The following is a 15,821-nucleotide window of genomic DNA, read 5'->3' as shown; positions in this document are numbered from 1 at the left end:
CAACTTCACTGACTGTTTTTTTGTTACCTGTGACAAATAATTGCAAACATTCCCGATTTGCAAAACGAAATTGTGACGCACGTAACACTTTTGCCTCTGGCATCCTCAGAGGCAAAAGTAGAATTATCGACGGCGCCAGGACTTCTGCGCCGTATTTACCTTATACAGATAGCGGCGAGATTCCGCCGAAGGATGGCGGGTCGTCAGCGTCTGATAAACATCGCCCGGTGTCATGGTATTAATAATAGCGGCAGCCTGAATTTTATCATTTGAGAAGACGCGTAAAACGCTGCCTGCGCCGCCGTTATAGGCGGTGATAACGGCATAACGCCGTGACGTTGGGTTATCAATGCCGCCGAGATAAACATTATTCAGCATTGCCAGATACGCGGTGCCGGTATCAATATTGCTGGCAGGATCAAACAAGAAACTGCGGCTTGGCGTGCCGGATTTCCCCTGTGAGCGGAACACATCTTTCCCGGCAGTATGTTGTACCACCTGCATTAGCCCCAGCGCATCGGAACGGCTGACCGCATACGGGTTAAAGGAAGATTCGGTCTGCATGATCGCCAGAATCAGCGACTCATCGACGCCATATTTACGCGATGCCTGACGGACCATACCGAGATATTTGTGCGCACGTTTATCAAGATGGTTCGACACCATGTTAATGGTCACGCTGTAGATGATACGCAGCCCGTTACTGCGACTTTTCAGTCGGTTCTTTAGCAAATAATCGGCGAATTTGCTCGCACGCCCCTCCCAGCGAATGGGCTGCCCGGTGTTATCCACCACCTGACCGTAAAGAAAAGGTTCTTTCGAAATCCTGATATCATCAACATCGGAATAGAGATCGACTGAACCCGGATCGTCACCCATCAGTAACGTTTTGATAATTGCCCGGCGCAAGTGCGCTGCAGGTTCTGTCCCGGCGATGGTTTCGATAGTAATCGTACCGTCATCAAAGTTGATGTGGCTGCGGGTTTGATATTGATCGGTGTATTTCACATAGTCTTTCGGACCAGCGATCACCACTTCTTTGAATCCCCAGATGTTCTCAATATTGTGGGCGAACTGCCCCATCAGGATATCAAAACCGTTGGTATCTTTGACCCAGGCTTCATTATAGGTATCGCCTTTTTTGGTCGTCGAACAGGAGATGAGCAACGGCGCAATCAAAGCCAGCGCAAGATATTTTTTCATCATTCCGGGAATGCGTGTAGTGTTTGTTTTTATGCAATTTGCCGGAGGTGTGCTCCGGCAATGTCTTTTATTTCTTATCTTCCGGCGTATAGCCTTCGATATGCACCTCTTTACCCTCGAACAGGAAATTCACCATTTCCTGTTCCAGCAGCTTGCGGTGCTCGGCATTCATCATGTTGAGTTTCTTTTCATTAATCAGCATGGTTTGTTTATGTTGCCATTGCGCCCAGGCTTCTTTAGAAATCTCGTTGTAGATGCGTTTTCCCAGTTCGCCTGGGTATAGCTGAAAATCCTGACCTTCTGCTTCACGTTGCAGGAAAGTACAAAAAATCGTTCTGCTCATAAATCATCCTCTTTATCGACTCACGCGCTAAACCAGCGCGCCAGTGCGTAACTGCTGTAACAAACGCTCCACGGGAGCCGCCAGGCCAACTGACGGCGGTTGCGCTAAGTTATACCAGAGCGCATTACCTTCATCCATGCAGTCGGTGAATGACGACACGGGAAGCCACATAGGCACAATATCTAAGTGGAAATGGCTGAAGGTATGACGAAATGCGGTTAATTGCGTCAGTTTATCGGCGTTGATTTGCCGTTGCGCCAGCCATTGCCGCAAACTTTCTTCATCGGCAAACTGTGGGAAACAGAACAGGCCGCCCCACAATCCGCTTGGCGGACGTTGCGCCAGCAATACTTCATCATCATGCTGTAATAGCAAAAAGTAGCCCGTGCGCTCCGGCAGCGTCTGTTTTGGTTTTTTTCCCGGATAAAGCGACCAGCTATTATTGGCAGCGGCAATACATCCGTTTTGTAGCGGGCAAAGCGAACATTTCGGCTTTGAACGCGTGCAAATCATCGCGCCCAAATCCATCATCGCCTGATTAAACCGCTCCACGCCGACGGCGGGTGTAACCTGCTCGCTCAAACGCCACAGTTTATTTTCGACCTCTTTTTTCCCTGGCCAGCCGCTTACAGCATAGCATCGCGCCAGCACCCGTTTGACGTTGCCGTCGAGAATCGGAAAGTGCTTACCCAGAGAAAGTGAGAGAATCGCGCCTGCGGTGGAGCGTCCGACGCCAGGCAGTGCCGCGACTTCCTCAAAGGTCTCCGGGAACTTACCGCCGTGTAAGGTGGCAACGTGCTGTGCCGCTTTATGCAGATTGCGCGCGCGGGCGTAATAGCCAAGCCCGGTCCACAAGTGGAGAACGTCGTCCAGCGGCGCATTGGCGAGATCGGTCACCGTCGGGAAGCGCGCCATAAAGCGTTCAAAATAGGGGATAACGGTCGCAACCTGTGTTTGTTGCAACATTACTTCTGAGAGCCATACTTTGTAGGGCGTCTTGTCAATTTGCCAGGGCAGGGTTTTCCGCCCGTATTTATCGTACCAGTCCAGAACCTGGGCTGAAAATTGCGACGCTTGCATGGTCACCGAATTCACTGTTGTTGGGGGCAAGATTGCAGCACAGCAGCGGCAGAGTGTAAACCGGAACTTTCCGCAGTCACGGCCTTATCATGCTTGCATCCGACAACTAACTTTGGATAATGCCCGTTTTCAGAACACTTTCACAAGCGACTAAATCTTTATGAAAAACGACGTCATCTCACCGGAATTTGATGAAAACGGCCGCCCTCTGCGCCGTATCCGTAGTTTTGTGCGCCGTCAGGGGCGACTGACCAAAGGCCAGGAACATGCGCTGGAAAACTACTGGCCGGTGATGGGCGTTGAGTTCAGCGAAGATATGCTGGATTTCCCGACGCTGTTTGGCCGTGAAGCGCCGGTGACACTTGAGATTGGTTTTGGTATGGGGGCTTCGCTGGTAGCAATGGCGAAAGAACGCCCGGAGCAGGACTTTCTCGGCATTGAAGTGCATTCACCGGGTGTCGGCGCGTGCCTGGCCTCCGCGCATGAAGAAGGCTTAAGCAACCTGCGTGTGATGTGCCATGACGCGGTAGAAGTGCTGCATAAAATGATTCCTGACAACTCATTGAGCATGGTTCAGCTATTTTTCCCTGACCCGTGGCACAAAGCGCGCCATAATAAACGCCGTATCGTTCAGGTACCGTTTGCCGGGCTGGTAAAAAGCAAACTGAAGCTGGGGGGCGTATTCCATATGGCGACCGACTGGGAACCTTATGCGGAGCATATGCTTGAAGTGATGTCTTCCATTGATGGTTATAACAACCTGTCAGAGAGCAACGATTACGTACCGCGTCCGGCATCTCGTCCGGTGACGAAATTTGAACAACGTGGTCATCGTCTTGGTCACGGAGTATGGGACTTAATGTTCGAGAGGGTGAAATAATGGCAAAGAACCGTAGCCGTCGTCTGCGTAAAAAAATGCACATTGACGAATTCCAGGAATTAGGATTTTCGGTGGCATGGCGATTCCCGGAAGGTACATCGGAAGAACAGATTGATAAAACCGTTGATGATTTTATCAACGAAGTTATCGAACCGAACAAACTGGCCTTTGACGGCAGCGGATATCTGGCCTGGGAAGGTTTGATCTGCATGCAGGAAATCGGCAAATGCACCGAAGAACATCAGGCCGTTGTACGCAAGTGGCTGGAAGAGCGCAAACTGGAAGAGGTTCGCACCAGCGAACTTTTCGACGTTTGGTGGGACTAAGAAAGCATACGGGTGATGACAAATGCAAAACTGCCCGATGCGCTACGCTTATCAGGCCTGCAAAGATGCATAATCGAGTAGGCCGAATAAGGCATTTACATCGCATCCGGCATGGACAATGCGCACTTTGTTATCAATCTGGGGCCAGCAAATGCTGGCCTGATTTTTCTTGAGGGAAGACTATGATGCGCAAAATGCTGCTGGCGGCAGCGCTTTCAGTAACGGCAATGGCCGCGCACGCTGACTACAAGTGCAGCGTCACGCCGCGTGATGATGTGATTGTCAGCCCGCAAACCGTACAGGTGAAAGGTGAAAACGGCGACCTGGTGATCACGCCAGACGGTAATGTGAAGTACAACGGCAAGCAATATTCTCTGAACGCCGCCCAGCGCGAGCAGGCGAAGGATTATCAGGCGGAACTGCGCAGCACGTTGCCGTGGATCGATGAAGGTGCGAAAAGCCGCGTAGAGAAGGCACGTGTCGCGCTGGATAAGATCATCGTTCAGGAAATGGGCGAAAACAGCAAAATGCGCAGTCGTTTGACTAAACTTGATGCGCAGTTAAAAGAGCAGATGAATCGCATTATCGAAACGCGCAGCGATGGTCTGACATTCCACTACAAAGCCATTGATCAGGTTCGTGCCGATGGTCAGCAGTTAGTAAATCAGGCGATGGGCGGTATTTTGCAGGACAGCATTAATGAAATGGGCGCGAAAGCGGTGCTGAAAAGCGGCGGTAACCCATTACAGAACGTGCTGGGAAGCCTGGGCGGTCTGCAATCCTCAATCCAGAATGAATGGAAAAAGCAGGAAAAAGATTTCCAGCAGTTTGGCAAAGATGTCTGTAGCCGTGTGGTGACTCTGGAAGAGAGCCGCAAAGCTCTGGTCGGAAATTTAAAATAATCCTCTATTTTAAGGCGGCATAATACTGTTTTATGCCGTTTAATTCTTCGTTTTGTTACCTGCCTCTAACTTTATAGAACTCCAAAATATATTCACGTTGTAAATTGTTTAACGTCAAATTTCCCATACAAAGCTAAGGGATAATACGTAACGTTCACGTAACTGGAGGAATGAAATGGAGTTTTTCAAAAAGACGGCACTTGCCGCACTGGTTATGGGTTTTAGTGGTGCAGCATTGGCATTACCGAATATCACCATTTTAGCAACCGGCGGGACCATTGCCGGTGGTGGTGACTCCGCAACCAAATCTAACTACACAGCGGGTAAAGTTGGCGTAGAAAATCTGGTCAATGCGGTACCGCAACTGAAGGACATAGCGAACGTTAAAGGCGAGCAGGTCGTGAATATCGGCTCTCAGGACATGAACGATAATGTCTGGCTGACTCTGGCGAAAAAAATTAACACCGACTGCGATAAGACTGACGGCTTTGTCATTACTCACGGCACCGACACGATGGAAGAGACGGCTTACTTCCTTGATCTGACGGTGAAATGTGATAAGCCAGTCGTGATGGTTGGTGCAATGCGTCCGTCCACTTCTATGAGCGCAGACGGTCCATTCAACCTGTATAACGCTGTCGTTACCGCAGCAGATAAAGCCTCCGCCAATCGTGGCGTGCTGGTGGTGATGAATGATACCGTGCTGGACGGTCGTGATGTCACGAAAACCAACACCACTGACGTAGCGACCTTTAAGTCTGTTAACTATGGCCCGCTGGGTTACATTCACAACGGTAAGATTGACTACCAGCGTACTCCGGCACGTAAGCATACCAGCGACACACCGTTCGATGTCTCTAAGCTGAATGAACTGCCGAAAGTCGGTATCGTTTATAACTACGCTAACGCCTCCGATCTTCCGGCAAAAGCGCTGGTAGAGGCGGGCTATGACGGTATCGTTAGCGCCGGCGTGGGTAATGGCAATCTGTATAAAACCGTGTTTGATACTCTGGCGACTGCGGCGAAAAACGGCACTGCGGTAGTGCGTTCTTCCCGTGTACCGACAGGGGCAACGACTCAGGATGCCGAAGTGGATGATGCAAAATACGGTTTCGTCGCCTCTGGCACGCTGAACCCGCAAAAAGCGCGCGTTCTGCTGCAACTGGCTTTGACGCAAACCAAAGATCCGCAGCAGATCCAGCAGATCTTCAATCAGTACTAATCACCTCGCCCCGGTATCTTGCCGGGGCTTTTTCACTTCAGACTCACGTCCATTGCTAATTGTTATCGCGCTAATGATAATTGCTGGAACAAATTATTTCGCACGGAGGTTTTCTGGTGAAAAAGCAATGGATTGTCGGCACTGCACTGTTTGTGTTGATGTCTGGTAATGGCTGGGCTGATGGCGAACCGCCAACTGAAAATGTTTTAAAAGATCAATTCAAAAAGCAGTATCACGGCATACTCAAACTTGATGCTATCAGTTTAAAAAACCTTGATGCGAAAGGTAATCAGGCCACCTGGTCAGCAGAAGGCGATGTCTCTTCCAGCGATGATCTCTATACCTGGGTCGGTCAACTGGCAGATTATGAACTGCTCGAACAGACCTGGGCGAAAGATAAACCGGTAAAATTCTCAGCAATGCTGACCAGTAAAGGAACGCCGGCGTCTGGCTGGACGGTGAACTTTTACTCTTTTCAGGCGGCAGCCAGTGATAGTGGGCGGGTGGTCGACGATATTAAAACGAATAATAAATACCTGATTGTGAATAGCGAAGATTTCAATTATCGCTTTAGTCAGCTTGAAGCAGCGTTGAATACCCAGAAGAACTCGATTCCTGCGCTGGAAAAGGATGTAAAAGAGCTTGATAAGCAAATGGTTGCGGCGCAGAAAGCGGCAGATGCTTATTGGGGAAAAAATGCAAATGGCAAACAAATGACCCGGGAAGATGCATTTAAAAAGATATTCCAGCAGAGAGATGAGTTTAATAAACAAAATGATAGTGAAGCGTTCGCCACGAAATATGACAAAGAGGTCTATCAACCTGCGATAGCGGCATGCCATAAACAAAGCGCAGAGTGTTATGAAGTGCCCATTCAGCAGAAACGGGATTTTGATATCAATGAACAGCGGCGACAGACTTTTCTACAATCAGAAAAACTCAGCCGTAAATTGCAGGATGACTGGATAACGCTTGAAAAAGGACAATATCCGCTAACGATGAAAGTTTCGGAAATAAACAGTAAAAAAGTCGCGATTTTGATGAAGATTGACGATATCAACCAGGCCTGCGATCGCTGGAAAAAAGATACTGACGATTTACGGCGTAATGGAGTGATTAAATAATTATTGCGATGACGCATGGCCTGTAGCCGGATGCGGCGTTCACTCCGCATCCGGCTACACAAATTTACTCCGCCAGAAAAAGCTCCAGCAGCGAATTTAAAAACAACTTCCCATGTTCCGTTATCTGCCAGTAATCCGCACATTCGGTGAGATAGCCCTGAGCGATAGCCTCGTCTAACTGTGGGCGAATCACTGCTTCAGAAAGGCCAGTATACTGGCTAAACTCCACGCGCGGCGCAGGTTCCAGCAAACGGAAGCGATTCATAAAGAACTCAAATGGCTTATCTGTGGTTTCAACATCGCGCTGGCTTTCCAGATACCGCCCCTGCATAAAACCACGCGGGTGACGCGTTTTGGTGGTACGCAGGATGCGACCATCAGAGAAGGTGATTTTGCCGTGCGCGCCGCAGCCAATACCGATGTAGTCGCCAAATCGCCAGTAGTTAAGATTGTGCTGACACTGATAACCTGGTTTGGCATAAGCGGAAGTTTCATATTGTTGATAACCTGCCGCGGTTAACAACTGATGCCCCTGTTCGAAAATATCCCACAACGCGTCGTCATCCGGCAGAACGGGCGGGCGTGAGCCAAACAGCGTATTGGGTTCGATGGTCAGTTGATACCAGGAAAGGTGCGGCGGATTCAGTGCAATGGCCTGGCGCAGATCGCCAAGCGCCTCTTCCAGTGATTGATCGGGTAACCCGTGCATCAAATCGAGGTTAAAACTACGTAGCCCCAGCCCGCTTGCCAGTTTTGCAGCGCGTTTCGCTTCTTGCGGACCATGAATACGCCCCAGCCGTTTTAACTTATCTTCGCTGAAACTCTGTACGCCAATAGAGATGCGGTTCACACCAGCACGCTGATAATCAACAAAGCGATCGGCTTCTACTGTGCCAGGGTTCGCTTCCATCGTAATTTCTGCATCCGCTGCCAGCGGCAAACGCGCACGCACGCCGTCCAGCAGCGTTTGCATCGCCGGGCCAGAAAGCAAGCTCGGCGTGCCGCCGCCAATAAAGATTGTCTGCACTTCACGGCCCTGGGCGTAAGCCACATCGTTGTCCAGATCGCAAAGCAAATGCTGAACATAATCGTCGTGCGGCACTTCCCCTTTCAACGCGTGAGAGTTGAAATCGCAGTACGGGCATTTCTGCACGCACCACGGGATGTGAATGTAGAGACTTAGCGGCGGTAATTTAACCATTACGTAAAGCGTCCAGCAGCAGTTTCAACGCTTGACCACGGTGGGAAATGGCGCTCTTTTCTTCGCGGGTCAGTTCGGCAGCAGTTTTGCCTTCGGAAGGTACGAAGAAGATTGGATCATAACCAAAGCCGCCAGTACCGACAGGTTCACGGGTAATCACCCCCGGCCAGGTGCCGTGGCATACCAGCGGGGTTGGATCTTCAGCGTGGCGCAGATATACCAGCACGCAATGGAAGCGCGCCTGACGTTGGTCGTCCGGTACGTCTTTCAGTGTTTCCAGTAGTTTTTGCAGATTCTTTTGATCGGTCGCGTCTTCGCCGGAGTAACGTGCGGAGTAAATACCCGGTGCGCCGCCAAGTGCATCAACCGCCAGGCCGGAATCATCAGCAATCGCCGGCAAGCCAGTCACCTTTGCTGCGTGGCGCGCTTTCAGAATCGCGTTTTCGATAAAAGTCAGTCCGGTCTCTTCGGCAGAATCCACGCCGAGTTCCGTTTGAGCTACGATCTCAAGGCCGAAGTCGCTAAGCAGCGACGCCAGCTCACGCACTTTACCGGCATTGCCGGTTGCGAGGACAACTTTTTGCATAGGATACCTAATTAATTAACGCCGCGATTTCTGGCGGAATTTGTTGCGGATTAATGATTCTAATTTGTTTGTGACGACCAAGTTCGCCTTTTTCAATCACTACCTGGCTTTTCGCTACCCGGAACTGCTTGCCGAGAAACTTCACCAGATGGCTGTTGGCCTGACCATCGACCGGCGGTGCGGTAATGGCGACTTTTACCTCGTCGCCATGTAAACCGACAATAGAATCACGGCTGGCTTTCGGCTGAATATAAAGCCGTAAAACCAGACCGTCATCGTTCACTGTTACGGCACTCATAACGCCATCCACAGCCCCGGTAGCAGCATGTTTCCGGTCGCCTGCAGTACTTCTGCGATACCCATATTGATGACATACAGTAGCAGTACGAGGATCATCGGCGAGAAATCAATTCCCCCCATAGCAGGCAGCAGGCGGCGAATAGGACGCAGCAGCGGATCGGCTAACTGAATCAGCACGTATTCAATAGGGCTACGGCCCTGGCTTACCCAGCTCATAATCGCCATTACCAGCAGGACCCAGAAAATCAGCAGGCCGATGGTTTTCAGCAGGATCAACAAACCGGCAATCCAGATGATTGGTAGGAAGGTTACCACTTTGAACAGCACGATGGCTTTGATAAAGCTGAGAATATAGGCAACCAGCAGTGAGGCACTGTCGATAGGCCCCATTGCCGGAATAACACGGCGCAGTGGTCCGACAATTGGCTGTGTGACTTTCACCACAAACTGTGAGAAAGGGTTATAAAAATCACAATGAGCCCACTGCATCCAGATGCGTAATAACAGCACCATGGTATACAGCTCAATGACCGTTGAAAGCAGGAAAGTCAACGTATTCATGGCGTTCCTTTAATTCCTTATTTTTTAGAGTAATCACGTGCACCAAAGATGGCAGTGCCGATGCGAACCATCGTGCTACCTGCCGCAATGGCGGCTTCCATATCGTCTGACATCCCCAGGGAGAGTGTGTCGATATGCGGGTAGCGCGTTTTCAGCCCGGCAAATGCTACAGCCATTTGGCGTGCGACTTCAAACTGCCTTACATATTCTGACTCTGGCGCAGGGATTGCCATCAGTCCGCGCAGACGTAAACGTGGTAGCTCAGCCACCGCCGCCGCCAGCTCGTCCAGTTCCGCCAGTTGAATGCCTGACTTACTGTTTTCATCGCTGATGTTGATTTGTATCAGCACGTTAAGAGGGGGAAGTTCTGCCGGACGCTGATCGTTGAGACGCGTGGCGATACGCAAACGGTCGATGGTATGACACCAGTCAAAGTGCTCTGCCACCAGACGGCTTTTGTTGGACTGCAATGGGCCAATGAAATGCCATTGCAATCCTTCTACGCCCAGTTCCTGAAAGTGGCGAATTTTATCAACACCTTCCTGAACGTAATTCTCTCCAAATTCACGCTGCCCGGCATCAATAGCTTCTGCGATGGCGCTCGCAGGTTTGGTTTTACTGACTGCAAGTAGCGTAATTTCTTCTGGAGAACGGCCGCAACGCGTTGCAGCCGTTGAGATTTTGTCCCGGACCTGTGCCAGGTTATGCGCGATATCGTTCATTTTCCGAGGATCTTAGTATGAATATGGAAGAAATTGTGGCTCTTAGTGTAAAGCATAATGTCTCGGATCTACACCTGTGTAGCGCCTGGCCTGCACGCTGGCGTATTCGCGGGAGGATGGAAGCTGCGCCGTTTGATACGCCGGACGTTGAAGTGCTGCTAAGGGAATGGCTGGATGACGCTCAGCGAGCGTTATTGCTGGAGAATGGGCAGTTGGATTTTGCCGTGTCGTTGGCGGAAAACCAGCGATTGCGCGGCAGTGCGTTCGCGCAACGGCAAGGCATTTCGCTGGCGTTACGGTTGTTGCCTTCGCATTGCCCGCAACTCGAACAACTTGGTGCGCCGACGGTATTACCGGAACTACTCAATAACGAGAATGGACTGATTCTGGTGACGGGGGCGACGGGGAGCGGCAAATCCACCACACTGGCGGCGATGGTTGGTTATCTCAATCAGCATACCGATGCGCATATTCTTACGCTGGAAGATCCTGTGGAATATCTTTATGCCAGCCAGCGATGTTTGATCCAGCAGCGGGAGATTGGTTTGCACTGTATGACGTTTGCATCGGGATTACGTGCGGCATTGCGGGAAGATCCCGATGTAATTTTGCTTGGCGAGCTGCGGGACAGCGAGACTATTCGCCTGGCGTTGACGGCGGCAGAAACAGGTCATCTGGTGCTGGCAACCTTGCATACGCGCGGAGCGGCTCAGGCGGTCGAGCGGCTGGTGGATTCGTTTCCGGCGCAGGAAAAAGATCCCGTGCGTAATCAACTGGCGGGTAGTTTACGGGCAGTGTTGTCACAAAAGCTGGAAGTGGATAAACAGGAAGGACGCGTGGCGCTGTTTGAATTGCTGATTAACACACCTGCGGTGGGGAATTTGATTCGCGAAGGGAAAAACCACCAGTTGCCGCATGTTATTCAAACCGGGCAGCAGGTGGGGATGTTAACTTTTCAGCAGAGTTATCAGCAGCGGGTGGGGGAAGGGCGTTTGTGACGTTGCCATGCCCGATGTGCAAGCTTATCGGGCCTACAAAGGCAATAAATGTCTGATGTGACGCTAACGCGTCTTATCAGACCTACAATCGCTGCCAGATGTAGGCCGGATAAGGTGTTTACGCCGCATCCGGCAAGACGGGGCGATGGCGCTATCTACAATTTGTCAGGCTTGCGAATCGCCCTAATATCCCTGCTCGAAATAACTTTCGAGAATGATAACCGCAGAGGCGGAGTCGACTTTGCCTTTATTAAGCGCCCGATAACCGCCCTGTTCGAACAGGCCGGAACGCGCTTCTACGGTGCTAAGACGTTCGTCATGCAGCTTTACATCAACGCCGAAACGACCATGAATACGGTTGGCGAATTTACGTGCCCGGGCGGTTAAAGGTTGCTCGGTGCCGTCCATATTCAGCGGCAAACCGACGATGATTTCGTCCGGCAGCCACTCTTTCAGTAAACGCTCGATGATGTTCCAGTCCGGCGTACCGTCCTGCGCTTTAATTGCGGGGAGTGGGCGAGCGGTGCCGGTAATGCGTTGACCGACCGCTACGCCAATGCTTTTGGTGCCGAAGTCGAAGGCGAGTAAGGTTCCACTCATCAGGCGTGCCCTGCTACACCAGGCATGGTGAGAATATCAACACCAATCAGTTTTGCCGCATCGCGCCAGCGGTCGGCAATCGGCGTTTTGAACAGAATGTTCAGGTCTGCCGGGGCAGTTAGCCAGGCGTTATCGAGAATTTCTTGCTCCAGTTGGCCTTTATCCCAGGAGGCGTAGCCCAGCGCCACTATCACGTCAGTGGGTTGCTTATCGGTGCCGAGAGTTTCCAGTACATCACGGGATGTGGTCATGATCGTGTTGTCAGAAATGCGAATGCTGGAGGCAAAATTGGAGGGGGGAGTATGCAAAATAAACCCGCGATCTTCTGCCAACGGGCCACCGAGCATAACGGGTTTATCCAGACGGATTGACTCATCACGCGGCTCCGGCGTGATCTTTAGCTTTTCCAGAATCCCTTCAATTTTGAGATTTTCCAGCGGTTTATTAATGATAATCCCCATTGCTCCATCTGCATTATGTTCGCAAATGTAGACCACGGAACGGCGGAAAATCGGATCCTGGAGAGCAGGCATGGCAATAAGAAAGTGATGCTGTAAATTCATTGTCAGAGGTTCTGTTTCCTGGTTCAAAAAAGCAACAGCGCTCAGTATGCTGGGAAAGAAGAGCGCTGTCACTCACGGTTTTAACGAGATCCCTCTCGTTAAGGGTTTTTACTGCTGCTGTAAACGCGCTTCGATAGCATCCATCAACATTCCGGTGATCGAGATCGGAAATTCGGCTTCAATCTCACGAATACAGGTTGGGCTGGTAACGTTAATCTCAGTCAGGCGGTCGCCGATGATATCCAGACCAACAAAAATCAGCCCTTTTTCTTTCAATGTCGGTCCAATCTGACGGGCGATTTTCCAGTCACTTTCTGTCAGTGGACGAGGTTCGCCGCGACCACCGGCGGCCAGGTTGCCACGAGTTTCGCCACCCTGCGGAATACGCGCCAGACAGTACGGTACGGGTTCGCCATCCACCACCAACACGCGTTTGTCGCCATCTTTAATGGCAGGTAGATAATTCTGCGCCATGCAGTAACGAGTACCGTGTTCGGTCAGGGTTTCGACAATCACGCCAAGGTTCGGATCGCTTTCTTTCACGCGGAAAATGGACGCACCGCCCATCCCGTCCAGCGGTTTAAGAATGATGTCGCTGTGTTTCTCCCAGAACGCTTTTATCTGCGCTTTATCGCGAGTGACCAGCGTTTCCGGCGTTAGGTCAGAGAACCAGGCGGTAAACAGTTTTTCGTTACAATCACGCAGACTTTGCGGTTTGTTGACGATCAACGTACCTTTCTCTTCAGCGCGTTCCAGAATATAAGTGGCGTAGATAAACTCGGTATCAAATGGGGGATCTTTACGCATCAGGATCACATCGAGATCCGCCAGCGGCAGATCCTGTTCACCGACAAATGAAAACCACTCTTCGTAGTTCTGCTTCACGTTCAGCGTGCGGGTACGGGCGCGGGCTTCACCATTGATCAGGTACAGATCGCCCATCTCCATATAGTGAAGTTCGTAACCACGGCGTTGTGCTTCCAGCAACATGGCGAAACTGGAATCTTTCTTGATGTTGATGCTTGCGATGGGGTCCATCACGATGCCGAGCTTGATCATTATTCTTCTCCGTTAGCCCAAATCGCCGAATCGCACCTGCAGTGCGGTAATGGCGGTGAGCGCTGTTGTCTCTGTACGCAAAACGCGAGGTCCCAACAGGATATCAGTAAATTGATAGCGGGCAGTCATGGCAATTTCATCTGCCGACAAACCGCCTTCCGGGCCAATCAGCAGGCGGACGCGTTCAACCGGTAATGGCAACGTGTTGATACTGTTACTGGCGCGCGGATGAAGATTCAGTTTCAGTCCTTCATCCTGTTCTGCGCACCAGGCTTCCAGACTCATCGCTGGACGGATTTCCGGCACCCGGTTACGACCACACTGCTCACAAGCAGCAATTGCTATTTTCTGCCACTGCTGGAGCTTCTTGTTCAGACGTTCGTTATCCAGTTTAACGCCGCAGCGCTCAGAAAAAAGTGGCGTAATGAGGCTTACCCCAAGTTCGATCGATTTCTGGATAGTGAATTCCATTTTTTCACCGCGTGACATTACCTGTCCGAGGTGGATATGCAGCGGCGATTCATGATCGTCGAGTCGACCTTCCAGTACTTTTACTTCCACGCTCTTTTTGCTGGCGCTGGTAATTTCAGCGTCAAAGACCTGATTGCTACCGTCAAATAACTGTAATGCCTGCCCCGGCCCCATACGCAGGACGCGACCAATATGGTTGGCAGCGTCTTCGCAAAGTGCGATATGCGAGTGACTGGTGAGTGGCTCAGGGTGATAAATGCGAGGGATACGCATAGTTAAAAATCCGCGTCGTCTCCCCACGCGATTGCGCGCGTGGGGTAGGGTTAACAAAAAAGAATTTCGCTAGTGTAGGTTAGCTCTTTCTCGCCTGGCAAGCGCGTTGCACATACGGATTATGATTGCCCTGTACCTTCGCGATGCGTTCGTCGCGTTCGCACTCCCAGTCGGTGACCGGATACATCTTGTCCCAGGCGTTAAACAGTTGTGTCTGCTGGCGGGAAAGCGTCAGATTGTACTGGTCGCGCATATAGAAGTAGGTACGAGCAATGGCGCCACGCGCACGTGCTGGCGGTTCTGCGACTTTTTCTTTGAAATCCACCTTCATGGCGCACTGCCCGTACTGGCCTTCGCCGCCATTCCACTGGCTGTACATAAAATTGCCGCGATCGCCGTTCACTTCGCCAACTGACGGTTGCAGGTTATGCATATCGCTTTCCATCTTGCGATAGACCGGATCTTTGGCGCAGTTTTTACGTCCACCGTCCTGCCAGCACTGGCGTTGGTGACCGAACTGCCAGGCGGGAACGACGTGTTCCCACTCTACGCGGCTGGCGCGGTTTTCATTTTTGCGCACCTGATACCCGCAGGATTGCAGATCGACAACGCCTTTTTTACCCTGCCAGTTAATTTTACATCCGCAGTAAAACGTACCCGGCGCATCGGCGTGGACTTTTACCGCAGCGGCTTTCGCCTGAGAAAAACTATTGATACCTTCGGCCAACGTTGAGCCGGAAAATGCGGCGCTCAGTACCAGCGCAGCAACAGAGAAATAACGGTACATCACTAACTCCGTGTTAAAACGAGCCAGCAACGTAGCGAAAGTTGTTCTGCTATGCAATCAGCCAGATCAGGAAAGTTCCTGATAGTTCAGGTGGTTATTTAGCAACCAGTTGTTCACCGCAGCGAACGCAGCGATAGACGGCCTCGCCACGTACTACACGATTGTGGCGACGCACGGTGAGCTGATGCTCCTGACATTTGCAGCGGTAAGGGAAGGTGTTGCGGCGCACAGATTGTAGTTCAAATTGATGTGTACGGCGCGCAGGAACGCCCAGTATGCTTTCCATCATCCACTTCCACTCTTTGCCATGCGGCGCTACGCGCCCGAAATGTTTCCATACCAGCAAATGCGCCAGTTCATGCGGCACCACTTCTTCAATAAAGGCTTCGCTGTTTTCCATCAGCAAAACGGGATTGAGACGAATTTCATAGCTCTCCAGCCAGGCCGTTCCGGCTGATGTTCCGCGTTGAGTGTAAAAGAGTTTTGGCTCCGGGTAGCTACGCCCCAGCTTCAGGTTGGCCTGGGCGAGTTTTTCCCGCAGGCGACGCATAACAGCCTGTTGGATAGCGATAGGGAGACGGGGAGTTTTCATAGCGGCAGAGGATAGAGCGAAGAAAAGA

The 15,821-nt window shown here is 51.2% G+C and carries 20 protein-coding genes; 6 read left to right on the top strand and 14 right to left on the bottom strand.

The window, feature by feature from the left end:
• Positions 1 to 123: 123 nt before the first annotated feature.
• The 3 genes from mltC to mutY form a co-directional block, all read right to left on the bottom strand.
• Positions 124 to 1,203 (bottom strand): membrane-bound lytic murein transglycosylase MltC, encoded by a 1,080-nt coding sequence (gene mltC, locus PS053_RS10120; protein WP_024164718.1) that lies wholly within the window; start codon positions 1,201 to 1,203, stop codon positions 124 to 126.
• Between the two features lie 67 nt (positions 1,204 to 1,270).
• Positions 1,271 to 1,546 (bottom strand): oxidative damage protection protein, encoded by a 276-nt coding sequence (locus PS053_RS10115; RefSeq protein WP_000091700.1) that lies wholly within the window; start codon positions 1,544 to 1,546, stop codon positions 1,271 to 1,273.
• Positions 1,547 to 1,573: 27 nt separating this feature from the next.
• Positions 1,574 to 2,626, bottom strand: coding sequence for an A/G-specific adenine glycosylase (mutY, locus tag PS053_RS10110; RefSeq protein ID WP_024164719.1), 1,053 nt, complete (start codon positions 2,624 to 2,626; stop codon positions 1,574 to 1,576).
• A 160-nt stretch (positions 2,627 to 2,786) separates the two neighbouring features.
• On the opposite strand from mutY, the gene trmB reads away from it, so the two are divergent.
• From trmB to PS053_RS10085, 5 genes are all read left to right on the top strand, one after another.
• Positions 2,787 to 3,506, top strand: coding sequence for a tRNA (guanosine(46)-N7)-methyltransferase TrmB (trmB, locus tag PS053_RS10105; protein WP_000786924.1), 720 nt, complete (start codon positions 2,787 to 2,789; stop codon positions 3,504 to 3,506).
• Positions 3,506 to 3,832 (top strand): YggL family protein, encoded by a 327-nt coding sequence (locus tag PS053_RS10100; protein ID WP_001107570.1) that lies wholly within the window; start codon positions 3,506 to 3,508, stop codon positions 3,830 to 3,832. The genes trmB and PS053_RS10100 overlap by 1 nt, the downstream gene beginning before the upstream one ends.
• Before the next feature lie 182 nt (positions 3,833 to 4,014).
• Positions 4,015 to 4,734, top strand: coding sequence for a YggN family protein (locus PS053_RS10095; protein WP_000984785.1), 720 nt, complete (start codon positions 4,015 to 4,017; stop codon positions 4,732 to 4,734).
• Positions 4,735 to 4,909: 175 nt separating this feature from the next.
• Positions 4,910 to 5,956 carry an L-asparaginase 2 gene (ansB, locus tag PS053_RS10090; protein WP_000394134.1) on the top strand — a complete coding sequence of 349 codons (1,047 nt, stop codon included), beginning with the start codon at positions 4,910 to 4,912 and terminating at the stop codon, positions 5,954 to 5,956.
• Between the two features lie 116 nt (positions 5,957 to 6,072).
• Positions 6,073 to 7,080, top strand: a complete 1,008-nt coding sequence (locus PS053_RS10085; RefSeq protein WP_131109251.1) for a DUF1202 family protein — start codon at positions 6,073 to 6,075, stop codon at positions 7,078 to 7,080.
• A gap of 64 nt (positions 7,081 to 7,144) precedes the next feature.
• Here the strand turns inward: PS053_RS10085 and hemW are convergent, their stop codons facing one another.
• From hemW to yggS, 5 genes are read right to left on the bottom strand one after another with little or no spacing between them, the layout of a single operon-like run.
• Positions 7,145 to 8,281: a radical SAM family heme chaperone HemW gene (hemW, locus tag PS053_RS10080; protein WP_059273233.1), complete on the bottom strand. Its 1,137-nt coding sequence runs from the start codon at positions 8,279 to 8,281 to the stop codon at positions 7,145 to 7,147.
• Positions 8,274 to 8,867, bottom strand: coding sequence for an XTP/dITP diphosphatase (locus tag PS053_RS10075; RefSeq protein ID WP_001174776.1), 594 nt, complete (start codon positions 8,865 to 8,867; stop codon positions 8,274 to 8,276). The genes hemW and PS053_RS10075 overlap by 8 nt, the downstream gene beginning before the upstream one ends.
• A 7-nt stretch (positions 8,868 to 8,874) precedes the next feature.
• Entirely contained in the window at positions 8,875 to 9,165 is a 291-nt protein-coding gene (gene yggU / locus PS053_RS10070; protein ID WP_001277225.1) for a DUF167 family protein YggU, read from the bottom strand.
• Positions 9,162 to 9,728 carry an osmotic shock tolerance protein YggT gene (yggT, locus tag PS053_RS10065; protein ID WP_001094839.1) on the bottom strand — a complete coding sequence of 189 codons (567 nt, stop codon included), beginning with the start codon at positions 9,726 to 9,728 and terminating at the stop codon, positions 9,162 to 9,164. Before yggT ends, yggU begins: the two co-directional genes overlap by 4 nt.
• Positions 9,729 to 9,745: 17 nt before the next feature.
• On the bottom strand, positions 9,746 to 10,450 hold the full coding sequence (gene yggS, locus PS053_RS10060; protein WP_000997809.1) for a pyridoxal phosphate homeostasis protein: 705 nt from the start codon (positions 10,448 to 10,450) through the stop codon (positions 9,746 to 9,748).
• Positions 10,451 to 10,467: 17 nt separating this feature from the next.
• Between yggS and PS053_RS10055 the strand changes: the two genes are divergently transcribed.
• Positions 10,468 to 11,448 (top strand): PilT/PilU family type 4a pilus ATPase, encoded by a 981-nt coding sequence (locus PS053_RS10055; protein WP_256878848.1) that lies wholly within the window; start codon positions 10,468 to 10,470, stop codon positions 11,446 to 11,448.
• 183 nt (positions 11,449 to 11,631) lie between these two features.
• Here PS053_RS10055 and ruvX read toward each other — a convergent pair whose 3' ends face one another.
• From ruvX to PS053_RS10025, 6 genes are all read right to left on the bottom strand, one after another.
• Complete coding sequence (gene ruvX / locus PS053_RS10050; RefSeq protein WP_000017099.1) at positions 11,632 to 12,048, bottom strand: Holliday junction resolvase RuvX; 417 nt, start codon at positions 12,046 to 12,048, stop codon at positions 11,632 to 11,634.
• Complete coding sequence (locus PS053_RS10045; RefSeq protein WP_002461296.1) at positions 12,048 to 12,611, bottom strand: YqgE/AlgH family protein; 564 nt, start codon at positions 12,609 to 12,611, stop codon at positions 12,048 to 12,050. The genes ruvX and PS053_RS10045 overlap by 1 nt, the downstream gene beginning before the upstream one ends.
• Positions 12,612 to 12,719: 108 nt before the next feature.
• Positions 12,720 to 13,670, bottom strand: a complete 951-nt coding sequence (gene gshB, locus PS053_RS10040) for a glutathione synthase (RefSeq protein ID WP_000593300.1) — start codon at positions 13,668 to 13,670, stop codon at positions 12,720 to 12,722.
• 12 nt (positions 13,671 to 13,682) lie between these two features.
• Positions 13,683 to 14,414, bottom strand: coding sequence for a 16S rRNA (uracil(1498)-N(3))-methyltransferase (gene rsmE, locus PS053_RS10035; protein ID WP_002461297.1), 732 nt, complete (start codon positions 14,412 to 14,414; stop codon positions 13,683 to 13,685).
• Between the two features lie 79 nt (positions 14,415 to 14,493).
• Entirely contained in the window at positions 14,494 to 15,201 is a 708-nt protein-coding gene (gene endA / locus PS053_RS10030; protein WP_002461298.1) for a deoxyribonuclease I, read from the bottom strand.
• Between the two features lie 94 nt (positions 15,202 to 15,295).
• A complete protein-coding gene (locus PS053_RS10025) occupies positions 15,296 to 15,793 on the bottom strand; it encodes a SprT family zinc-dependent metalloprotease (protein WP_054410340.1) in 498 nt (165 codons plus the stop codon).
• Positions 15,794 to 15,821 lie beyond the last annotated feature (28 nt).

The sequence above is a fragment of the Escherichia albertii genome, from assembly GCF_028622335.1.
GTDB classification, from domain to species: domain Bacteria; phylum Pseudomonadota; class Gammaproteobacteria; order Enterobacterales; family Enterobacteriaceae; genus Escherichia; species Escherichia albertii.
Note: the sequence above shows the minus strand (reverse complement) of the source record. Positions and strands in the feature narration are given on the sequence as shown.